The organism is Acidipropionibacterium timonense (genome assembly GCF_900605005.1).
In the GTDB taxonomy this organism is placed as follows: Bacteria; Actinomycetota; Actinomycetes; order Propionibacteriales; family Propionibacteriaceae; genus Cutibacterium; species Cutibacterium timonense.
Window position 1 is genome coordinate 2,222,022 of the sequence record NZ_LR027558.1, and the last position, 15,448, is coordinate 2,237,469.

General features: G+C 72.7%; 14 protein-coding genes. 10 read left to right on the plus strand and 4 right to left on the minus strand.

Annotated features, from left to right (window positions below):
- Nucleotides 1-6 precede the first annotated feature (6 nt).
- Entirely contained in the window at nucleotides 7-1,971 is a 1,965-nt protein-coding gene (gene hemQ / locus E0E30_RS10470; protein WP_130866223.1) for a hydrogen peroxide-dependent heme synthase, read from the minus strand.
- Nucleotides 1,968-3,281: a glutamyl-tRNA reductase gene (locus E0E30_RS10475; protein WP_130866224.1), complete on the minus strand. Its 1,314-nt coding sequence runs from the start codon at nucleotides 3,279-3,281 to the stop codon at nucleotides 1,968-1,970. Before E0E30_RS10475 ends, hemQ begins: the two co-directional genes overlap by 4 nt.
- Nucleotides 3,282-3,353: 72 nt before the next feature.
- On the opposite strand from E0E30_RS10475, the gene hemE reads away from it, so the two are divergent.
- From hemE to E0E30_RS10510, 7 genes are all read left to right on the plus strand, one after another.
- The gene (gene hemE, locus E0E30_RS10480) at nucleotides 3,354-4,397 is read left to right on the plus strand and encodes a uroporphyrinogen decarboxylase (RefSeq protein WP_245306574.1); all 1,044 of its coding nucleotides are present in this window, start codon (nucleotides 3,354-3,356) and stop codon (nucleotides 4,395-4,397) included.
- Nucleotides 4,394-5,845, plus strand: coding sequence for a protoporphyrinogen/coproporphyrinogen oxidase (locus E0E30_RS10485; protein ID WP_280953280.1), 1,452 nt, complete (start codon nucleotides 4,394-4,396; stop codon nucleotides 5,843-5,845). The genes hemE and E0E30_RS10485 overlap by 4 nt, the downstream gene beginning before the upstream one ends.
- Before the next feature lie 100 nt (nucleotides 5,846-5,945).
- Nucleotides 5,946-6,953, plus strand: a complete 1,008-nt coding sequence (gene hemC / locus E0E30_RS10490; protein WP_130866226.1) for a hydroxymethylbilane synthase — start codon at nucleotides 5,946-5,948, stop codon at nucleotides 6,951-6,953.
- Nucleotides 6,950-7,747 carry a uroporphyrinogen-III synthase gene (locus E0E30_RS10495; protein WP_130866227.1) on the plus strand — a complete coding sequence of 266 codons (798 nt, stop codon included), beginning with the start codon at nucleotides 6,950-6,952 and terminating at the stop codon, nucleotides 7,745-7,747. The genes hemC and E0E30_RS10495 overlap by 4 nt, the downstream gene beginning before the upstream one ends.
- Before the next feature lie 44 nt (nucleotides 7,748-7,791).
- Nucleotides 7,792-8,763 carry a porphobilinogen synthase gene (gene hemB / locus E0E30_RS10500; protein WP_210115885.1) on the plus strand — a complete coding sequence of 324 codons (972 nt, stop codon included), beginning with the start codon at nucleotides 7,792-7,794 and terminating at the stop codon, nucleotides 8,761-8,763.
- Between the two features lie 46 nt (nucleotides 8,764-8,809).
- Nucleotides 8,810-10,117 carry a glutamate-1-semialdehyde 2,1-aminomutase gene (gene hemL, locus E0E30_RS10505; protein ID WP_130866229.1) on the plus strand — a complete coding sequence of 436 codons (1,308 nt, stop codon included), beginning with the start codon at nucleotides 8,810-8,812 and terminating at the stop codon, nucleotides 10,115-10,117.
- 7 nt (nucleotides 10,118-10,124) lie between these two features.
- Nucleotides 10,125-11,012, plus strand: a complete 888-nt coding sequence (locus E0E30_RS10510; protein ID WP_210115819.1) for an HhH-GPD family protein — start codon at nucleotides 10,125-10,127, stop codon at nucleotides 11,010-11,012.
- Nucleotides 11,013-11,073: 61 nt separating this feature from the next.
- On the opposite strand, the gene E0E30_RS10515 is transcribed toward E0E30_RS10510, so the two are convergent.
- Nucleotides 11,074-11,574: an FxLYD domain-containing protein gene (locus E0E30_RS10515; RefSeq protein ID WP_210115886.1), complete on the minus strand. Its 501-nt coding sequence runs from the start codon at nucleotides 11,572-11,574 to the stop codon at nucleotides 11,074-11,076.
- 253 nt (nucleotides 11,575-11,827) lie between these two features.
- Between E0E30_RS10515 and E0E30_RS10520 the strand changes: the two genes are divergently transcribed.
- From E0E30_RS10520 to E0E30_RS10530, 3 genes are all read left to right on the plus strand, one after another.
- Nucleotides 11,828-13,060, plus strand: coding sequence for a sensor histidine kinase (locus tag E0E30_RS10520; protein WP_130866231.1), 1,233 nt, complete (start codon nucleotides 11,828-11,830; stop codon nucleotides 13,058-13,060).
- 241 nt (nucleotides 13,061-13,301) lie between these two features.
- Nucleotides 13,302-13,958, plus strand: coding sequence for a response regulator (locus tag E0E30_RS10525; protein WP_130866232.1), 657 nt, complete (start codon nucleotides 13,302-13,304; stop codon nucleotides 13,956-13,958).
- 6 nt (nucleotides 13,959-13,964) lie between these two features.
- Nucleotides 13,965-14,510 carry a nucleoside/nucleotide kinase family protein gene (locus E0E30_RS10530; protein WP_411914002.1) on the plus strand — a complete coding sequence of 182 codons (546 nt, stop codon included), beginning with the start codon at nucleotides 13,965-13,967 and terminating at the stop codon, nucleotides 14,508-14,510.
- Between the two features lie 12 nt (nucleotides 14,511-14,522).
- Here E0E30_RS10530 and E0E30_RS10535 read toward each other — a convergent pair whose 3' ends face one another.
- Entirely contained in the window at nucleotides 14,523-15,191 is a 669-nt protein-coding gene (locus E0E30_RS10535) for a rhomboid family intramembrane serine protease (protein ID WP_342588123.1), read from the minus strand.
- Between the last annotated feature and the right edge of the window lie 257 nt (nucleotides 15,192-15,448).

Consider the following 15,448-nt stretch of genomic DNA (forward strand, 5'->3'; position numbering starts at 1 on the left):
GGCGCCTCAGCGGTGCTGCTGGCGGTCGGCCCACACGGTGGGATCGACCCGTTCACCGGTGAAGAAGGGGGTGTCGACGTCGACGTGGCGGCGTGCCTGGACGTAGCGCAGATCCTTCATGACGTCGACGACGCGGAACAGCTCGTCGCCCTCGAGGGCGAGGATCCACTCGTAGTCGCCCAGGGCGAAGGAGGCCAGGGTCGAGGCCTTGACGTCGGGGCTCTTGGCCCCGGCCATGCCGTGCTCGCGCAGCATGGCGTTGCGCTCGGCGGGCTCGAGCAGGTACCAGTCCTTGGTGCGCACGAAGGGGTAGACGGCGGCCCACCGTCGGGGAGCGACGCCGGCGAAGCAGGACGGCAGGTGCTGCTTGTTGAACTCGGCCGGACGGTGAACGGCCAGCGACGACCACACCGGTTCGAGGTGCCGACCCAGGGCCGAGCCGCGCAGCCGGTGATAGGCCTCCTGGAGGGTCTCGGGGGCGTCGGCGGTCCACCAGACGAGCAGGTCGGCGTCAGCGCGCAGGCCGCCGAGGTCGTACCAGCCGCGGGTCAGGGCGCCACTGGCCGCGACCCAGTCCACCGAGTCGGTGACGATTCCGGCGCGGGCGGCGTCGTCGGCGGGCAGCGGGGCGGAGACCTTGAAGACGCTGTACAGGCCCCACAGGCTCGCCTGGTTGACCTCCTCGGGGACGACCGCATGGTCGCGAGGATCGGTCGGGTCGGTGTACGACCCCACGGCGTGGTCCGTGCCCGTCGGCGCGGCGGAGTCCGTGCCCAGGGAAGCGGCGGGGTCCTTCTGCTCGACGGGCTCGGTCGGGGCGGGCTGGGCGTCGGTCACGGGCATCTCCTGGGTCGTGGTGGGGTTCTGGGGTTCGGCTGCGGGCTCGACCACCGGGTCGGACCCGCACACGGCGGGCTTCATCGGCGAGCCGTCGCCGCGCTGGCAGCACCCGGCGGCGCACGGCGTCGGCCAGGAGCCCGGCAGCGACCCGTGGCCGCGGGCCACCTCGGCCCGGGCCCGCAGGAAGCCGACGAGGTCGCGCACGAGAGCCGGGTGGGTGCCGGCGGTCGCCGCCCGGGCCATCGCCAGGCCGAGCTGGGAGGCGGTCCGCGCCGCGTCGTGGTCGAGGTCGTTGACGACCTCCATGTGGTCGGCGACGAATCCGATGGGGGCGACGACGACCGACCGGACCCCCTGGGCGGGCAGCAGGCGCAGGTGGTCCTCGATGTCGGGCTCGAGCCACGGGTCGGTGGGCCGTCCAGACCGGGAGCAGTAGGCGAGGTCCCAGGCCGGCATGTTGCCGAAGGTGCGTCGGACGATGTCGGCGATGTGCCGGGCCACCTGCTGGTGCTGGGTGACGTAGTCGGTCCCGGGGGTGCCCGGTCCCGAGGCATCCTGCATCGACTGGGGGATCGAGTGGGTGACGAAGACGACGCGGGTCGCCTCGAGCGGCGTCGGGGGGATGCGCCCGAAGGCGTCCATGACGGCGTCGGCATTGGCCGTGGCGAACCCGGGGGCCTCGTGGAAGGGCGGCACCATGTCGATGACCAGATCGTCGATCCCCGCCTCGCGCAGGGCCTGGGCGGCGTCCTCACGGTACTGCCGACACCCCGAGTAGGAGGAGAAAGCCGTTGTCGGGAGCATGATCACACGCTGGGCACCGGAGCTGCGCAGCTGCCTGAGGGTGTCGGGCAGGAAGGGCGTGCCGTGCCGGTTGCCCAGGACCACCGGCAGCTGCGACCCGGCCGCGCGCAGCGCCGCCGCGAGGGCGTCGACGAAGCGGTCGGTCTCGGCATTGATCGGGCTGGCGCCACCGAGTCGGTGGTAGTGCTCGGCGACCTCCTGCAGCCGGTGCGGCGGGATGCGTCCGCCCGATACGTGCTCGAGGAACGGCACGACCTCCTCGCTGCTGCGGGGGCCCCCGAAGGAGACGACGAGAACGGCGTCGTAGGGGGCAAGCGGATCGGTCATGCGCGCTCCTTGGAGGTGAGGTCGTCGACGGACAGTCCGGTGACGGGGCACTGGACGTTCTCGCGGTCGGCCAGGCCGGACAGGTCGATGATGGGATCGGGCAGGTCGACGTCGATTCCCAGGACGTCGGTGAGGGAGTTGAGCCAGCGGTCACCCAGACCCTGCTCGGAGGCCAGCCGGGCCCGCGCCGAGGGGATGTGGGCCATCGACGCGGCGAGCCGGCGCAGGGCCCTGGCGGCCTCCTCCACCGGGACGGTGCCGTCGGCGGGCAGCCGGGCGATCTCGGCCTCGACGAGGTCGGTGAGGACGTCGCGCAGGGCGACGACGGCCGGCGCCAGACGGCGTCGCTCCAGGTCGACGGCCAGCGACCGGACCCCCTCGGCGATGATGATCTCGGCGGCGTGCCGTTCGTCCTCGGTCGATTCGGGGACGGCCGCACTGATGTCGACCAGGTCGGTGACGAGGACACCCTCGGGGACGGGCTTGTCGACGTCACCGGAGACGGCCAGGTCGAGGACCCGCAGCGGCCGGCCGCCGCGTCGCGCGACGGCCGCGATGGCGGTAGCGCGATCGAGGGCCGGGGTGCCATGACCACGACAGGTGACGACGAGGTCGGCGCCGGCCAGGGCATCGATGAGGTCGGCGTCGGCCAGGGCCCCGACCCCGTGGCGGGCGGCGAAGCTCTCGGCGCGACCACGGGAGGAGGCGACGCGAATCGAGGCGACGCCGCGGGCCGCGAGCTGGGCGCACGTCGCGCCGGCGTAGGACCCGGTGCCCAGGACGACGACGTCGGCCCCGGCGAGCGTCACCTGCGCCCCGACGAGATCGAGGCCGACGGCGACGACGGTGCGCCCCTGACCGGACAGTCCGGTGTGCGTGGCGACGCGTCGGGAGGCCTTGAGGGCCTCCTCGACGACGTGACCGATGAGGTAGCTGGCGGTCGACTCGCGGCGGGCCTCGGTGAGGGCACGCTTGAGCTGCCCCGCGATCTCGCGCTCCCCCGTGACCATCGACTCCAGCCCACAGGCGACCCGGAAGAGCCGCCACACGGCGTCGTCGTCGTGGAAGAAGCCGCCCTCCCGGGCCAATGTCGTGGCACCGGCGGCGGCCACGAGGGATCGCAGGGAGGTCTCGTCGAGGTCGGACTCGACGAGGATCGCCACCCGGTTGCACGTGGACAGGGTCATCGCGCCGTGCACGAGCGCGGAGTCGGTGAGGCTGAGCGCCAGCCCCGTCGTGTCGGCGGCGGCTGCGCTCACGACGGACAGTCCATGATCGGCGTGATCGACGGAGAGGACACTCAAACCCACGGACTCATTGAACCACGGGTACCCGGATGGCCCGCGGACGAGACGACGGCGCGTGCGGCAGAATCGGACCCGATGACGAACACCCCAGCCCTGCTCGCGGCGATGACCGGCGAGCGTCCGGACCACACCCCGATCTGGTTCATGCGCCAGGCCGGCCGTTCCCTGCCCGAGTACCGGCAGGCGCGGGAGGGCACCGACATGCTCACCTCGTGCCTCACCCCGGACCTGGCGGCCGAGCTCACCTGCCAGCCGGTCCGACGCCACGGCGTCGACGGCGCGGTGCTGTACTCGGACATCATGGTGCCGCTGGCCCTCGCCGGGGTCGGGGTGCACATCGAGCCGGGGGTGGGGCCGGTCCTCGACCATCCGATCACCAGCCGCGCCGACGTCGAGGCCCTGGTGCGCACCGCCCCGGGTGATGCCGAGCCGATCCGCAGGGCGGCCGAGCTGGCCGTGGCCGAACTGGGCGAGTCGACGCCGCTCCTCGGTTTCGCCGGGGCCCCGTTCACCATCGCCGCCTACCTCGTGGCCGGACGCCCCAGCCGGGACCATCTCGAGGCCCGCGCCCTCATGCACGCCGACCCGCGGGCCTGGGCGATGCTCATGGACTGGGTGGCCGACCTCGACGCCTCCTTCCTGGCCGCCCAGACGGCCGGCGGGGCACGCGCCGTGCAGCTCTTCGACTCCTGGGCCGGGTCGCTGTCGGCATCCGACTACCGCCGGTACGTCGCGCCGCACTCGGTGCGCGCACTGTCGGGGATCGACCGGTCGACGCCGGTGGTGCACTTCGCCGTCAACGCCTCGCACCTTCTGCCGGAGCTGGCGCTCGTCGCCGCGCAGTCCTCGCAGCACCCCGTGCTGGGGGTCGACCACCGGGTGAGCCTCGACGAGGCCGCCGCCACCCTCCTGGTCGCCGACCTCGAGATGCCGCTGCAGGGCAACATCGACCCCGCCCTGCTCCTCGCCGGGTGGGAGCCGTTGGAGCAGGGGGCCCGGGCCGTCGTCGCCGCAGGGCGTCAGGCTCCGGGGCACGTCGTCAACCTCGGACACGGGGTGCCACCACAGACCGATCCGCGGGTCCTCACCCGTCTCGTCGAGCTGGTGCACTCGCTGTGACCTCACCGCACGCCCTCACCGCGCCCACCTCGACCGAGGTGGTCGACGCCGTCGTCATCGGCGCCGGCATGTCCGGGCTCGTCGCCGCCTGGCAGCTCACCCGGGCCGGGCTGAGGCCCGTCGTCCTGGAGTCGCGTGGCTACACCGGCGGGCTGGTCGCCGGAGCCACCCTGGCCGGCGTCGCCTACGACATCGGGGCCGAGGGCTGGGCGACACGCCTGCCCGACACCGACGCCCTGGCCGCCGAACTGCGGCTGGCGGTCGAGCATCCCCGGCCGCACCCGTCGTGGGTGTGGTTCGACGACGCCACCTTCGCCCTGCCGCACCGGGCGATCCTGGGAGTCCCCGCGGACCCGCGCGACGCCGACGTCGTCGCCGCGATCGGGGCTCCGGCCGCCGAGCGGGCCATGGCCCTGGACGCCGTCCCGCTGCCCGCCGAGCTGCCGGAGGACCTCGGGGGCCTCGTCGAGTCCAGGTTGGGGACGGCCGTCCTCTCACGTCTCGTGCGGCCCATCGCCGGCGGCATCCACGCGGCCGAGCCCCGCCTGTTGTCGGCCGACGTCGTCGCCCCCGGGCTGAGGCAGGCCGCCCAGCGCGCCGGCAGCCTGCACGGCGGGGTCGCCGATCTGCTGGCCCGACGCACCCAGGCGGCCGTCGTCGCCTCGGTCGAGGGAGGCATGTTCCGGATGCCGCAGGCCCTGCACGAGGGGATCGTCGAGGCCGGCGGACGGGTGCTCACCCGCACCGGGGCACGGTCGCTGCGCCGGGTCGAGGGCCAGGGTGGCGAGGCAGGCTGGGTCGTCGAGGCGGCTGCGACGAGCCGCAACCCCGACCCGTCGCTGCCGCCGATCGCCGACGGCGCCCCGCTCACCCTGCGCACCCCGCGGGTCATCGTGGCCTGCTCGGCCGCCCCGGCACTGGACCTGCTGGCGGGGGTGGTCGACGTCACCGGTCCGCAGCTCACCCCCGGCGCCCCGATCGCCCACGTCAACCTGGCGGTCCGGGCGCCCGAGCTCGACGTCGCCCCCCGGGGCGGCGGGATGCTCGTGGCCCAGGGGTCGACGAGGGTCGCCGCCAAGGCGTTGACGCACCTGTCGGCCAAGTGGCCGAGCCTGGGTCGGGCCTGCCCTGCGGGGCTCCATCTGCTGCGGGTCTCCTACGGCCGGACCGGCGAGCAGGAGGCCGGGTTGAGTGTCGAGCAGGCGCTGGTGGACGCCTCGACCCTGCTCGGCATCGACTTGGCGGCTGGTCGGCTCGTGGACTCGGCGATCATCCACTGGACCGGGGCTCTGGCCCCGACGACCCCGCACACCCGGGCCTGGGTGGAGGACCTGCACGCCCGGCTGGCTCAGTTGCCGGGGATCCGGCTCACCGGGGCGTGGGCGTCGGGGTCGGGCATTGCTGCCCTCGTCCCGCACGCACGGAGTGCGGCGCGGGCAGTGTGCTGAGTCCCGCACGCACGGAGTGCGGCGCGGGCAATCTGCTGAGTCCCGCACGACTGCCCCCACGTCCTCCGGCCCCCCGGCGAGCACGTGGGATGATGACCCCATGACCGTTCGTCTCGGAACCCGTGCCAGTACCCTCGCCACCACCCAGTCCGAGACGGTCGCGGCAGCGCTGCGTAAGGAGGGTCTCGGGGTCGAGCTGGTCCACATCACCACCCACGGTGACACCTCGACCGCCTCGCTCACCCAGCTGGGCGGCACCGGCGTCTTCGCCTCGGCGATCCGCTACGCCCTCATCGGCGGCCAGTGCGACGTCGCCGTCCACTCCTTCAAGGACCTTCCCACCGCCGCCCCGATGGGCCTGGTCGTCGCCGCCGTCCCGACCCGGCAGGACCCCCGTGACGCCCTCGTCGCCCGCGACGGCCTCACCCTCGACACCCTGCCGGAGGGGGCCAGCGTCGGCACCGGCTCGCCGCGACGTTTCGCCCAACTGCTGGCCACCCGACCCGATCTCCACATCGTCGACATCCGCGGCAACGTCGAGACCCGGCTGGGGCGCGTCAAGGGGTTCGGACGCTTGGCCGGGGACGGGGGTCGCGAGGACCTCGACGCCGTCGTCCTGGCGTGCGCCGGGCTGGAGCGCCTCGGCCACGGTGGCCTCGTCACAGACCGACTCGACCCCGACGTCGTCCTGCCCGCCCCGGCTCAGGGAGCCCTGGCCGTCGAGTGCCGCAATGCCGATGGTCTGCACGGCCCGCTGGCCACGGCCCTGCGCGCCATCGACGACCGCGCCGCCCATCTGGAGGCCCTGGCCGAGCGCGCCGTCCTGGCCCGCCTCAAGGCCGGCTGTGCCGCCCCGGTCGGCTGCCTGGCCAGGTTCCAGCCCGGCGGCCCCGACCGACGGCGCAACCCGGACCGGCTGTCGCTGGCCGCCGCCGTCTGCTCCCTCGACGGCACCCGCTCGGTGCGCCAGGAGGCCGTCGTCGAGCTGCCGCCGCTCACCGAGCACCTCGCCGCGGCCTATGGCCTGGGCGACCGGATCGCCGAGGATCTGCTGGCCGATGGCGCCGCCGAGATCGCCGATCTTTCGGCCTCCGCGAGTACCCGATGAGCACGACGCCGTCGAAGCCGCCTGTCCTCGTCCCCCGGCAGGACCCACACGACCGTCTCGTCACCGCCCTCAAGCAGGACGGTTTCGGGGTCATCCACGCCGCGTTGACGACGACACGCGTCCTTCCCGGAGCCGAACTCCTCGCCGACCCCGCCGTCTGGCAGGTCGACTGGCTCGTCATCACCTCCGCGACGACGGTGCGCCTGCTGCCACCCGAGCCCTTGGCGGCGGCCCGGGCCGGCGGGATGCGGGTCGCCGCGGTCGGCCGGGCGACGGCGCGGGCGTTGGCCCGAGCCGGCGTCGAGGTCGACCTCGTCCCGGACGACCAGAGCGGGGCCGGGCTCGTCGACTCCTGGCCGGACACCGGGGCCTCCGTCCTGCTGCCGGCGTCGGCCCTGGCCGCCCCGACCGTGCCCGACGGTCTCGCGGCGAAGGGGTGCCGGGTCGAGCGCGTCGAGCTGTACACGACCGAGGCGGTCGACGAGGTCCCGCCAGTCGTCGCCCAGGCGTGGCCGTCCTTCGCAGCGGTCGTCGTCACCTCGTCCTCGGTCGCCCGCTCCCTGTGCTCGCTCGTCGCCGACTCCGACCTGGCCTGGACCCGGCAGCGTCCGGTAGCCATCGGTGGCCCGACCGCGGACACCCTGGCCGGCCTCGGCCATCCAGCAGCAGCAGTCGCCGACTCCCCCACCCCCGAGGGCATCGTCGCGGCGACGAACCGTGCCCTGACCTCCGCAGCACCGAACTCCACAGCACCCTGTGATCACTCCGCCCCTCGTCAAGGAGACCTCCGATGACAGACCCCACCTCCATCCGTCCGCTCGCCGAGCACCAGCGTCCGATGGTCCGACCGCGCCGGCTGCGCACCACCCCGGCCCTGCGCCGGATGGTCGCCGAGACCCGCGTCGCCCCTGCCCAGCTCATCCTGCCGGCCTTCGTCGTCGAGGACCTCGACTCCCCCCGCGAGATCAGCACCCTGCCCGGCCAGTTCCAGCACACGACCGAGTCGATCAAGAGGCTCGCCGAGGAGGCGGCCGAGGCCGGGATCGGCGGCATCGACCTCTTCGGCGTCCCGAGCCGCAAGGACGAGATCGGGTCGGAGGCGTGGAACCCCGAGGGAATCCTCAATGCCGGCATCGCCGCGGTCCGCGACGCCGTCGGCGACGACCTCGTCGTGTGCGCCGACACCTGCCTCGACGAGTTCACCAGCCACGGCCACTGCGGGGCCCTCACCGACGACGGCCGCGTCGACAACGACGCCACCTTGCCGCTGTACGCCGCGATGGCCGTCTCCCAGGCCCGGGCCGGGGCCCACATGGTCTCGCCCTCGGGGATGATGGACGGGCAGGTCGCCGTCATCCGCGAGGCCCTCGACGCCGAGGGATTCACCGATGTGTCGATCCTGGCCTACTCGGCCAAGTACGCCTCGGCCTTCTTCGGGCCCTTCCGCGAAGCCGTCGCGTGCAGCCTGCACGGCGACCGCAAGGCCTACCAGCAGGACCCGGCCAACCGCCGCGAGGGGATGCGCGAGACCCTGCTGGACCTGGCCGAGGGAGCCGACCTCGTCATGGTCAAGCCGGCCTCCCACTACCTCGACGTCCTGGCCGACGTCGCCGCCCAGGTCGACGTGCCGGTGGCCGCCTACCAGGTGTCCGGCGAGTACGCCATGCTCGAGGCCGCCGCGGCCCAGGGGTGGATCGACCGCCAGCGCTGCATCCTCGAGTCCCTCACCTCGATCGCCCGGGCCGGGGCCGACGTCATCCTCAGCTACTGGGCCGTCGAGGCCGCCGGGTGGCTGCGCGCCGACTACTGAGGCCGCACAGTCCCAGCGCCCACGCAACCACGAACGAAGGACAGTCATGACCAGCAACGCCGATCTCTTCGAGCAGGCCAAGGACGTCATCCCCGGCGGCGTCGACTCCCCGGTACGCGCCTACGGGTCGGTGGGCGGCGTCCCCCGGTTCATCGAACGCGCCCGGGGGCCGTGGATCTGGGACGCCGAGGGCCGCCGGTACGTCGACCTCGTGTGCACCTGGGGCCCGGCCTTGCTCGGACATGCCCACCCGCAGGTGGTCGACGCCGTCAAGCGGGCCGCGGAGAAGGGGCTGAGCTTCGGCGCCCCGACGCAGACCGAGACCCTGCTGGCCCGGGAGATCCGCCGCCGGGTGCCCGGCGCCCAGAAGGTGCGGTTCGTCTCGACCGGTACCGAGGCCACGATGACCGCCGTACGACTGGCCCGCGGAGCGACCGGGCGCGACGTCGTCGTCAAGTTCGCGGGGCTCTACCACGGTCACTCCGACGCCCTGCTGGCCGCCGCCGGATCCGGGGTCGCCACGGCCGGGCTGCCCGGGTCGGCCGGGGTGCCCGCCGCGTCGACCGCCGACACCCTCGTCCTGCCGTACAACGACGTCGAAGCCCTCGAGGAGGCCTTCGCCGCCCGGGGCGACGAGATCGCCGGGGTCATCGTCGAGTCGTGCCCGGCGAACATGGGCGTCGTCCCGCCGCTGCCCGGGTTCAACGCCGCGATCCGCCGGATCACCGCCGAGCACGGCGCCCTCATGATCATCGACGAGGTGCTCGCCGGGTTCCGCTGCGGCCCGTCCGGGTTCTGGGGGGTCCAGCAGGCCGCGGGCGAGACCTATCTGCCTGATCTCTTCACCTTCGGCAAGGTCGTCGGCGGCGGCATGCCGCTGGCGGCCCTCGGTGGCCGGGCCGAGGTCATGGACCTGCTCGCCCCCACCGGGCCCGTCTACCAGGCCGGGACACTGTCGGGCAATCCGCTGGCGACCGTGGCCGGGCTCACCACCCTGCAGCTGGCCGACGACGACCTCTACCGGCGCCTCGACGAGCGCTCCGAGCAGTGGCGTGGCGCGATCCGTGAGGCCCTCGACGGGGCGGGCGTGCCCTACCGGATGCAGAACGCCGCCTCGTTGTTCAGCGTCTTCCTCGGCTGCGAACGGCCGGTGCGCGACTACGCCGATGCGCAGTCCCAGAGCGTCGCGGCCCACAAGGCCTTCTTCCACGCGATGCTGGACGCCGGGGTCAATCTGCCACCGAGCTGCTTCGAGGCCTGGTTCCTCTCGGACGCCCACGACGACGAGGCCTTCGAGGTCTTCACCAGCGCCCTGCCCGCCGCCGCCCGGGCCGCGGCGGCCGTCGTCGGCTGAGTCCTCCGTGACGCAGCTCGGCCTGGGACCCGATGCCGTCGACGCCGTCTGCCGGTGGTACGGCGAGCACGGTCGTGACCTGCCGTGGCGTCGCCCGGGGACGACACCGTGGGGCGTGCTCGTGAGTGAGGTCATGAGCCAGCAGACCCCGGTGGCGCGGGTCGTCGGGCCGTGGCGGGAGTGGATGGACCGTTGGCCGACGCCCGATGACCTGGCCGAGGAGGAGCCCGGGGCCGCGGTCGCCGCCTGGGGGCGGCTCGGCTATCCGCGCCGGGCGCTGCGGCTCCATGCCTGCGCGGTGGCCATCGCCGAGCGTCACGACGGGGTCGTCCCCGGGCGCTACGAGGAACTGCTCGCCCTGCCGGGGATCGGCGACTACACCGCGGCGGCGGTGGTGTCGTTCGCCTTCGGGGGTCGGGCGGTCGTGCTCGACACGAACGTCCGCCGGGTCATCGCGCGGGCGCACTCGGGGATCGGCAACTGTCCGGTCTCGGTGACGCGGGCCGAACGGGTCGTCGCCGAGACCCTGGTACCGCAGGTCGACCCGGCCGGGTGGGCGGTGGCGTCGATGGAACTGGGCGCCCTGGTGTGCACGGCGAGGGCTCCCCGGTGCACGGAGTGCCCGATCCGCGAGTGCTGCCGGTGGGTGGCCGAGGGCCGACCCGACAACGCCCCGCCCCGTCGCGGACAGCCCTGGAAGGGCACCGACCGGCAGTGCCGTGGGGTGCTCATGGATGTCGTGCGCAATGCCTCCGGAGGGGCTCCCGGACAGGTCGGGGTGGAGGCGGAGATCGTCCTGTCGGCCTGGCCGCAGCGGGACCAGGCCGAGCGATGTCTGGCCTGGCTCGCCGAGGACGGCCTGGTTCACCGGGAGGCAGATCGGGTGCGGCTGTGAGCAGTGTGCGTCCGGGCCGTGAGTACACGGCCCGGACGCACAGGGGTTGGGAGGGGTCGGGTCAGAAGCCGGTGAGCTCCTTGAACTTCACGGTCTTGATCTCGCTGGGGTCCTTGAGGCAGATGGCATCGAACTTCCACTTGCCGTGGGCATCGATGGTGTTCGTGTTCGCCAAGCACGTGTCGATGTTGTTCCCCTCGGCGTCGTAGACGTTGAAGGTGACCTCGATGTAGTTGTTGATCGGCTTGTCGGTGTTGTTCAGGACATATCCCCTGATGTGCACCGAGATCCCGTCCGACTTGTCGATCTTCCAGCCCTTGAGCAGGGTGAGTTTCTCCTGCGTATCAGGGTTCGCGGCGGACGTCGAGGCCGATGCCGCCTTCGCCGCGCCCGGTGTGGAGGCGCTGACGGTGTTGTCGGTCGCCGATTTCTGCTCGGTGCCGCCGTTGGACCCGCTGCACTGGGCGATACCGGCGATGAGGAACACGAGCACGATGAGAATCCAGAACCACGCGCGCTTGTAGATCGGCTTCTTCTGCTTGACTGGCTGCTGGGGCGGCATTCCCATCGGGTACTGGTAGCCGGGCTGTCCCTGGGGACCGCCGGCCGGGTACTGCGGCTGGCCATTGTTCGGGTAGCGGGGCGGTTGCTGATCGTTGGACATGAGAGGCTCCTTCCGGGTCCCCTCAAGTGCACCGCTGAGCCCGAGAACCTCACATCGGCCGAACGGCCAGTCCACAGCTGGCCGATTGGACAGGAGGATTCGTCCGATCGGCCGAGGTCGTCCCCCACAGACCGTCCCTAGGATGAAGGCCATGTTCGAGTACGAAGCCGTCGGGGATGATCATCGGCCAGCCATCTGGCTGTCGATCATCCTCGTCGTCATCGGCGTCCTCGGCTCGCTCGTCTCAACGGCGTTCTCGCCGCTGGCGGTCCGTCTCACCTCGACCACCCCGTTCGGCCTCACCCTCCTGGAGACCCTCGCCGTCTTCCTGGCCGACCTCGCCCTGCCCATCTGGCTGCTGTGGCGACACCGCCGACCGTTCACCATCACCCTCGTCGCGGCCGCCATGAGCCTTGTCCTGCCCATCGGCAATACCATCCCGCTCATCGCCCTGGCGTGCCTCATGGGGCGCCGTCGTGGGCCGGCGACCTGGTGGGCCGCGGGCGTCGTCGCGGCCACGTCGACCACGGTGAGCGTCCTCGACGCCCTCCAATCCCCCGTCGCTGCGTCCACCATCAAGTCATTGCTCGCCCCGCAGGACCTGCCGCACACCGCCGAGCTGTCCGTCTCGCCGCTCACCGTCGCGGGCTTCATCCTCGCCGGCCTCATCATCTCGATCGGTTCGGGGTTGTGGCGTCGGGCCCACCGGACCGCCACCTCCCTCACCCGGGAGCGCGACGTCGAGCGGGCCACCAACGCCAAGCTCGGCGACGAGCTGTCCCGCCGCGAGGAACGCGAGCGGATCGCCCAGGAGGTCCATGACCAGGTGGGACACCGCCTCTCCCTGCTCAGCCTCCAGGCCGGGGCCCTCGAGGCCGGGCTCAAGGACAACCCGGAGTCGGCCAAGGCAGCCCACGAGGTGCGCGCCGGAGCCGCGGCCGCCGTCAACGACCTGCACTCCCTGCTGTCCATGCTCAGCGAGCCCCAGGTGTCCCCCGATCTGCCGCTGTCGAGGCTCGCCGACGTCATCGACGAGTCCTTCGGCGCGGGGCAGCCGCTCAACTCGAACGTCTTCATTGAGGACGCCGACCGCGCCGATCCGGCCCTCTCGCGGGCGGTGTACCGCACCGTGCAGGAGCTGCTCACCAATGCCGCCAAGCACGCGCCGGGCCAGACGACCACCCTGCGGGTGCGCGGCAACCCGCGCGAGGGCATCAGCATCGACGCCGCCAACCCGTACGTCGGCGGCTGGACCGGCGGGCCCGGGGCCCGGTCCCGGGGCCTCAAGGGGATCACCGAACGGGTCGAGCTGCTCGGCGGCGACCTCCACTACGGCCTGGACGGCGACCAGTTCCGGGTCCATGCCGACATCCCGTGGCGTTGAGGGACGGCTTACCCCGGCCCCTGGACGGCACCGGCCCATCGCGCCCCACCCCTTGACCTCACCCCTGCACCCGTGAGCCGCGACGACTGCCCGACCACCTGTCAGGAAAATCACCGTGAGCGGCACTTTCCTCCCCTGGAGGGGAACATGTCCCTCCTCACGGTGGTTTCCTGACACGCCCTCCGCGATCCAGCGCGAGCCAGCCCCCATGCCTGCCACACCGACCCCATAGGATGTGCGGGTGCAGCCGATCCGCGTGCTTCTCGTCGATGACGACGCCCTCGTACGCACCCTCGTGGCCCAGATCCTCAAGGCGGACGAGCGCATCGAGGTGGTCGCGCAGGCCGCCGACGGAGCCGAGGCGCTGACGAAGGCGGTCGGAGTCGACGTCGTCCTCATGGACCTGCGCATGCCGGGGATGAGCGGGGTGGAGGCCACCTCGCGGATCACCCGCGCGCCGAATCCGCCGAAGGTCGTCGTCCTCACCACGGTGACGACCGACGAGGCCCTCGTCGACGCCGTCCACGCCGGCGCCTCCGGGTTCCTCCTCAAGACGGCCTCCCCCGCGGAGATCGTCACCGCCGTCCTGGCCGCCAGCGCCGGCGACGCCTTCATGTCGCCGACCTCGACCCGCCAGCTCCTCGAACAGCTCCGCGGTGACGGCGGCCGACGCGACCGCAAGGCGGCTCGCAAGGTGCTGGCAGCCCTCACCGACCGGGAGCGCGAGGTGGCCATCGCCGTGGCCGAGGGACTCACCAACGACGCCATCGCCAGCCGGCTCTACGTCTCGGCCAGTACCGTCAAGGCCCATCTGTCGACCATCCAGACCAAGCTCGACGTCGACAGCCGGGTGCGGATCGCCGTCCTCGTCGAACGCGCCGGCTACCTCACCGCCTGAGCCCCATTGCGCCGACTGGTGGCGCGGGCGGACACTGGCCACGTGCTCATCGACCCTGGCCGACCCGATCTGCTCGACGACCTCGTCTCGGGGCAGCGTCGTCCCGTCGTCGTCATCGACGGACGCTCCGGCTCCGGCAAGACGACCTTGGCAGGCGACCTGGCCGCCCGCCACGAGGGGTGGCAGCTCGTCCACGCCGACGACATGTACCGCGGCTGGTCGGGCCTGGCGAGCGTGTGGAACCTCAGCTGCCTGTGGTCCGACCACCCCGGCTACGACCGCTGGGACTGGGACTCGGGCCGCGTCGACGGCAGGGTCGATCTCGACCCGACCCGGCCGCTCGTCGTCGAGGGGTGCGGGGTGCTCACCCCGGCGAACAGCCACCGTGCCACGGTGCGCGTGTGGTGTGAGGCTCCCGAGCCGGTGAGGCGGCGTCGCGCCCTGTCCCGCGACCCCGAGTTCAAGGATTGGTGGTCGATGTGGGCGCTCCAGGAGGGGCTGCACATCGCCCGCCACCGGCCGGCCGACCTCGCCGACGTCACCGTCGGCTGAGCGGCCGGACGATCACGCGATGGCGAACTTCACGAGGACGATGACCACCATGGCCAGGACGAGGCCGATCATCCTGGGCCAGGTGCGGGCGGGCTGACCGCGGCCGAGCCGTCTGACGTCGTCGAAGACGATCCACCCGGATGCCAGGCCGCCGAGGAACCCGCCGACGTGGGCCTGCCAGGCGATCCCGGGGATGAAGAGGACGAGGGCCGCGTTGATGGCCAGGACGACCCACAGGGCCCGCGTCGAGGCCCCCAACCGACGCTGGACGATGAGGAGCACGCCGAAGAGGCCGAAGATCGCCCCGGAGGCCCCGATCATCCCGTCGGTCCAGCCGGGGACGATGACGCCGTCACCGTCCGGGCTGGCCATGGCGACGAAGGTGACCCCTCCAGCCAGGGCCGAGACGAGATAGGACGCGGTGAACCGGGCCCGCCCCAGGAAGGGTTCGAGGGATCGCCCGAGCACCCACAGGGCGTACATGTTGAAACCGATGTGGGCGAACCCGTGGGCGTGGGCGAAGGCCGAGGTGAGGAACCGCCACGGCTCGGAGAAGGCCAGGGCCGGTACGAGGTCGATGGCGGCGGTCACCGGGGCGAAGGCCAGTTCGGCCAGCCACACGAGGACGCACACCGCGATGATCGAGTAGGTGATGACCGGCGCTCGAGGCCCTGCGGCCACGGGGGCCGCCGGGGTGTCCGCGGCGGGCTCCGACCGGTCCTCGGCCGCGGTCCGCGGCTCGGGCCACGATGCCGGTGGCTCCTCCGGCGTCGGCCACGCTGATTCCGCGGACGGCGCCGGCCAGGCCCCGGGGGCAACGGACTGCCCGGACTCCTCGAAAGGTTGTTTCGGACCGCCGAACCTGCCCGCCCCGTATCCCGGCTCGACGGGCTCGGGGGGCTCGAAGTCGGGACGCCCCGGTCGGAGTCTGTCCTGCC

Bases quoted from the DNA above. Each gene is read 5' to 3' on its own strand.
- hemQ (WP_130866223.1), bottom strand. From the start codon at position 1,971: ATGACCGATCCGCTTGCCCCCTACGACGCCGTTCTCGTCGTCTCCTTC.
- hemE (WP_245306574.1), top strand. From the start codon at position 3,354: ATGACGAACACCCCAGCCCTGCTCGCGGCGATGACCGGCGAGCGTCCG.
- hemC (WP_130866226.1), top strand. From the start codon at position 5,946: ATGACCGTTCGTCTCGGAACCCGTGCCAGTACCCTCGCCACCACCCAG.
- E0E30_RS10495 (WP_130866227.1), top strand. From the start codon at position 6,950: ATGAGCACGACGCCGTCGAAGCCGCCTGTCCTCGTCCCCCGGCAGGAC.
- hemB (WP_210115885.1), top strand. From the start codon at position 7,792: ATGGTCCGACCGCGCCGGCTGCGCACCACCCCGGCCCTGCGCCGGATG.
- hemL (WP_130866229.1), top strand. From the start codon at position 8,810: ATGACCAGCAACGCCGATCTCTTCGAGCAGGCCAAGGACGTCATCCCC.
- E0E30_RS10515 (WP_210115886.1), bottom strand. From the start codon at position 11,574: ATGCCGCCCCAGCAGCCAGTCAAGCAGAAGAAGCCGATCTACAAGCGC.
- E0E30_RS10520 (WP_130866231.1), top strand. From the start codon at position 11,828: ATGTTCGAGTACGAAGCCGTCGGGGATGATCATCGGCCAGCCATCTGG.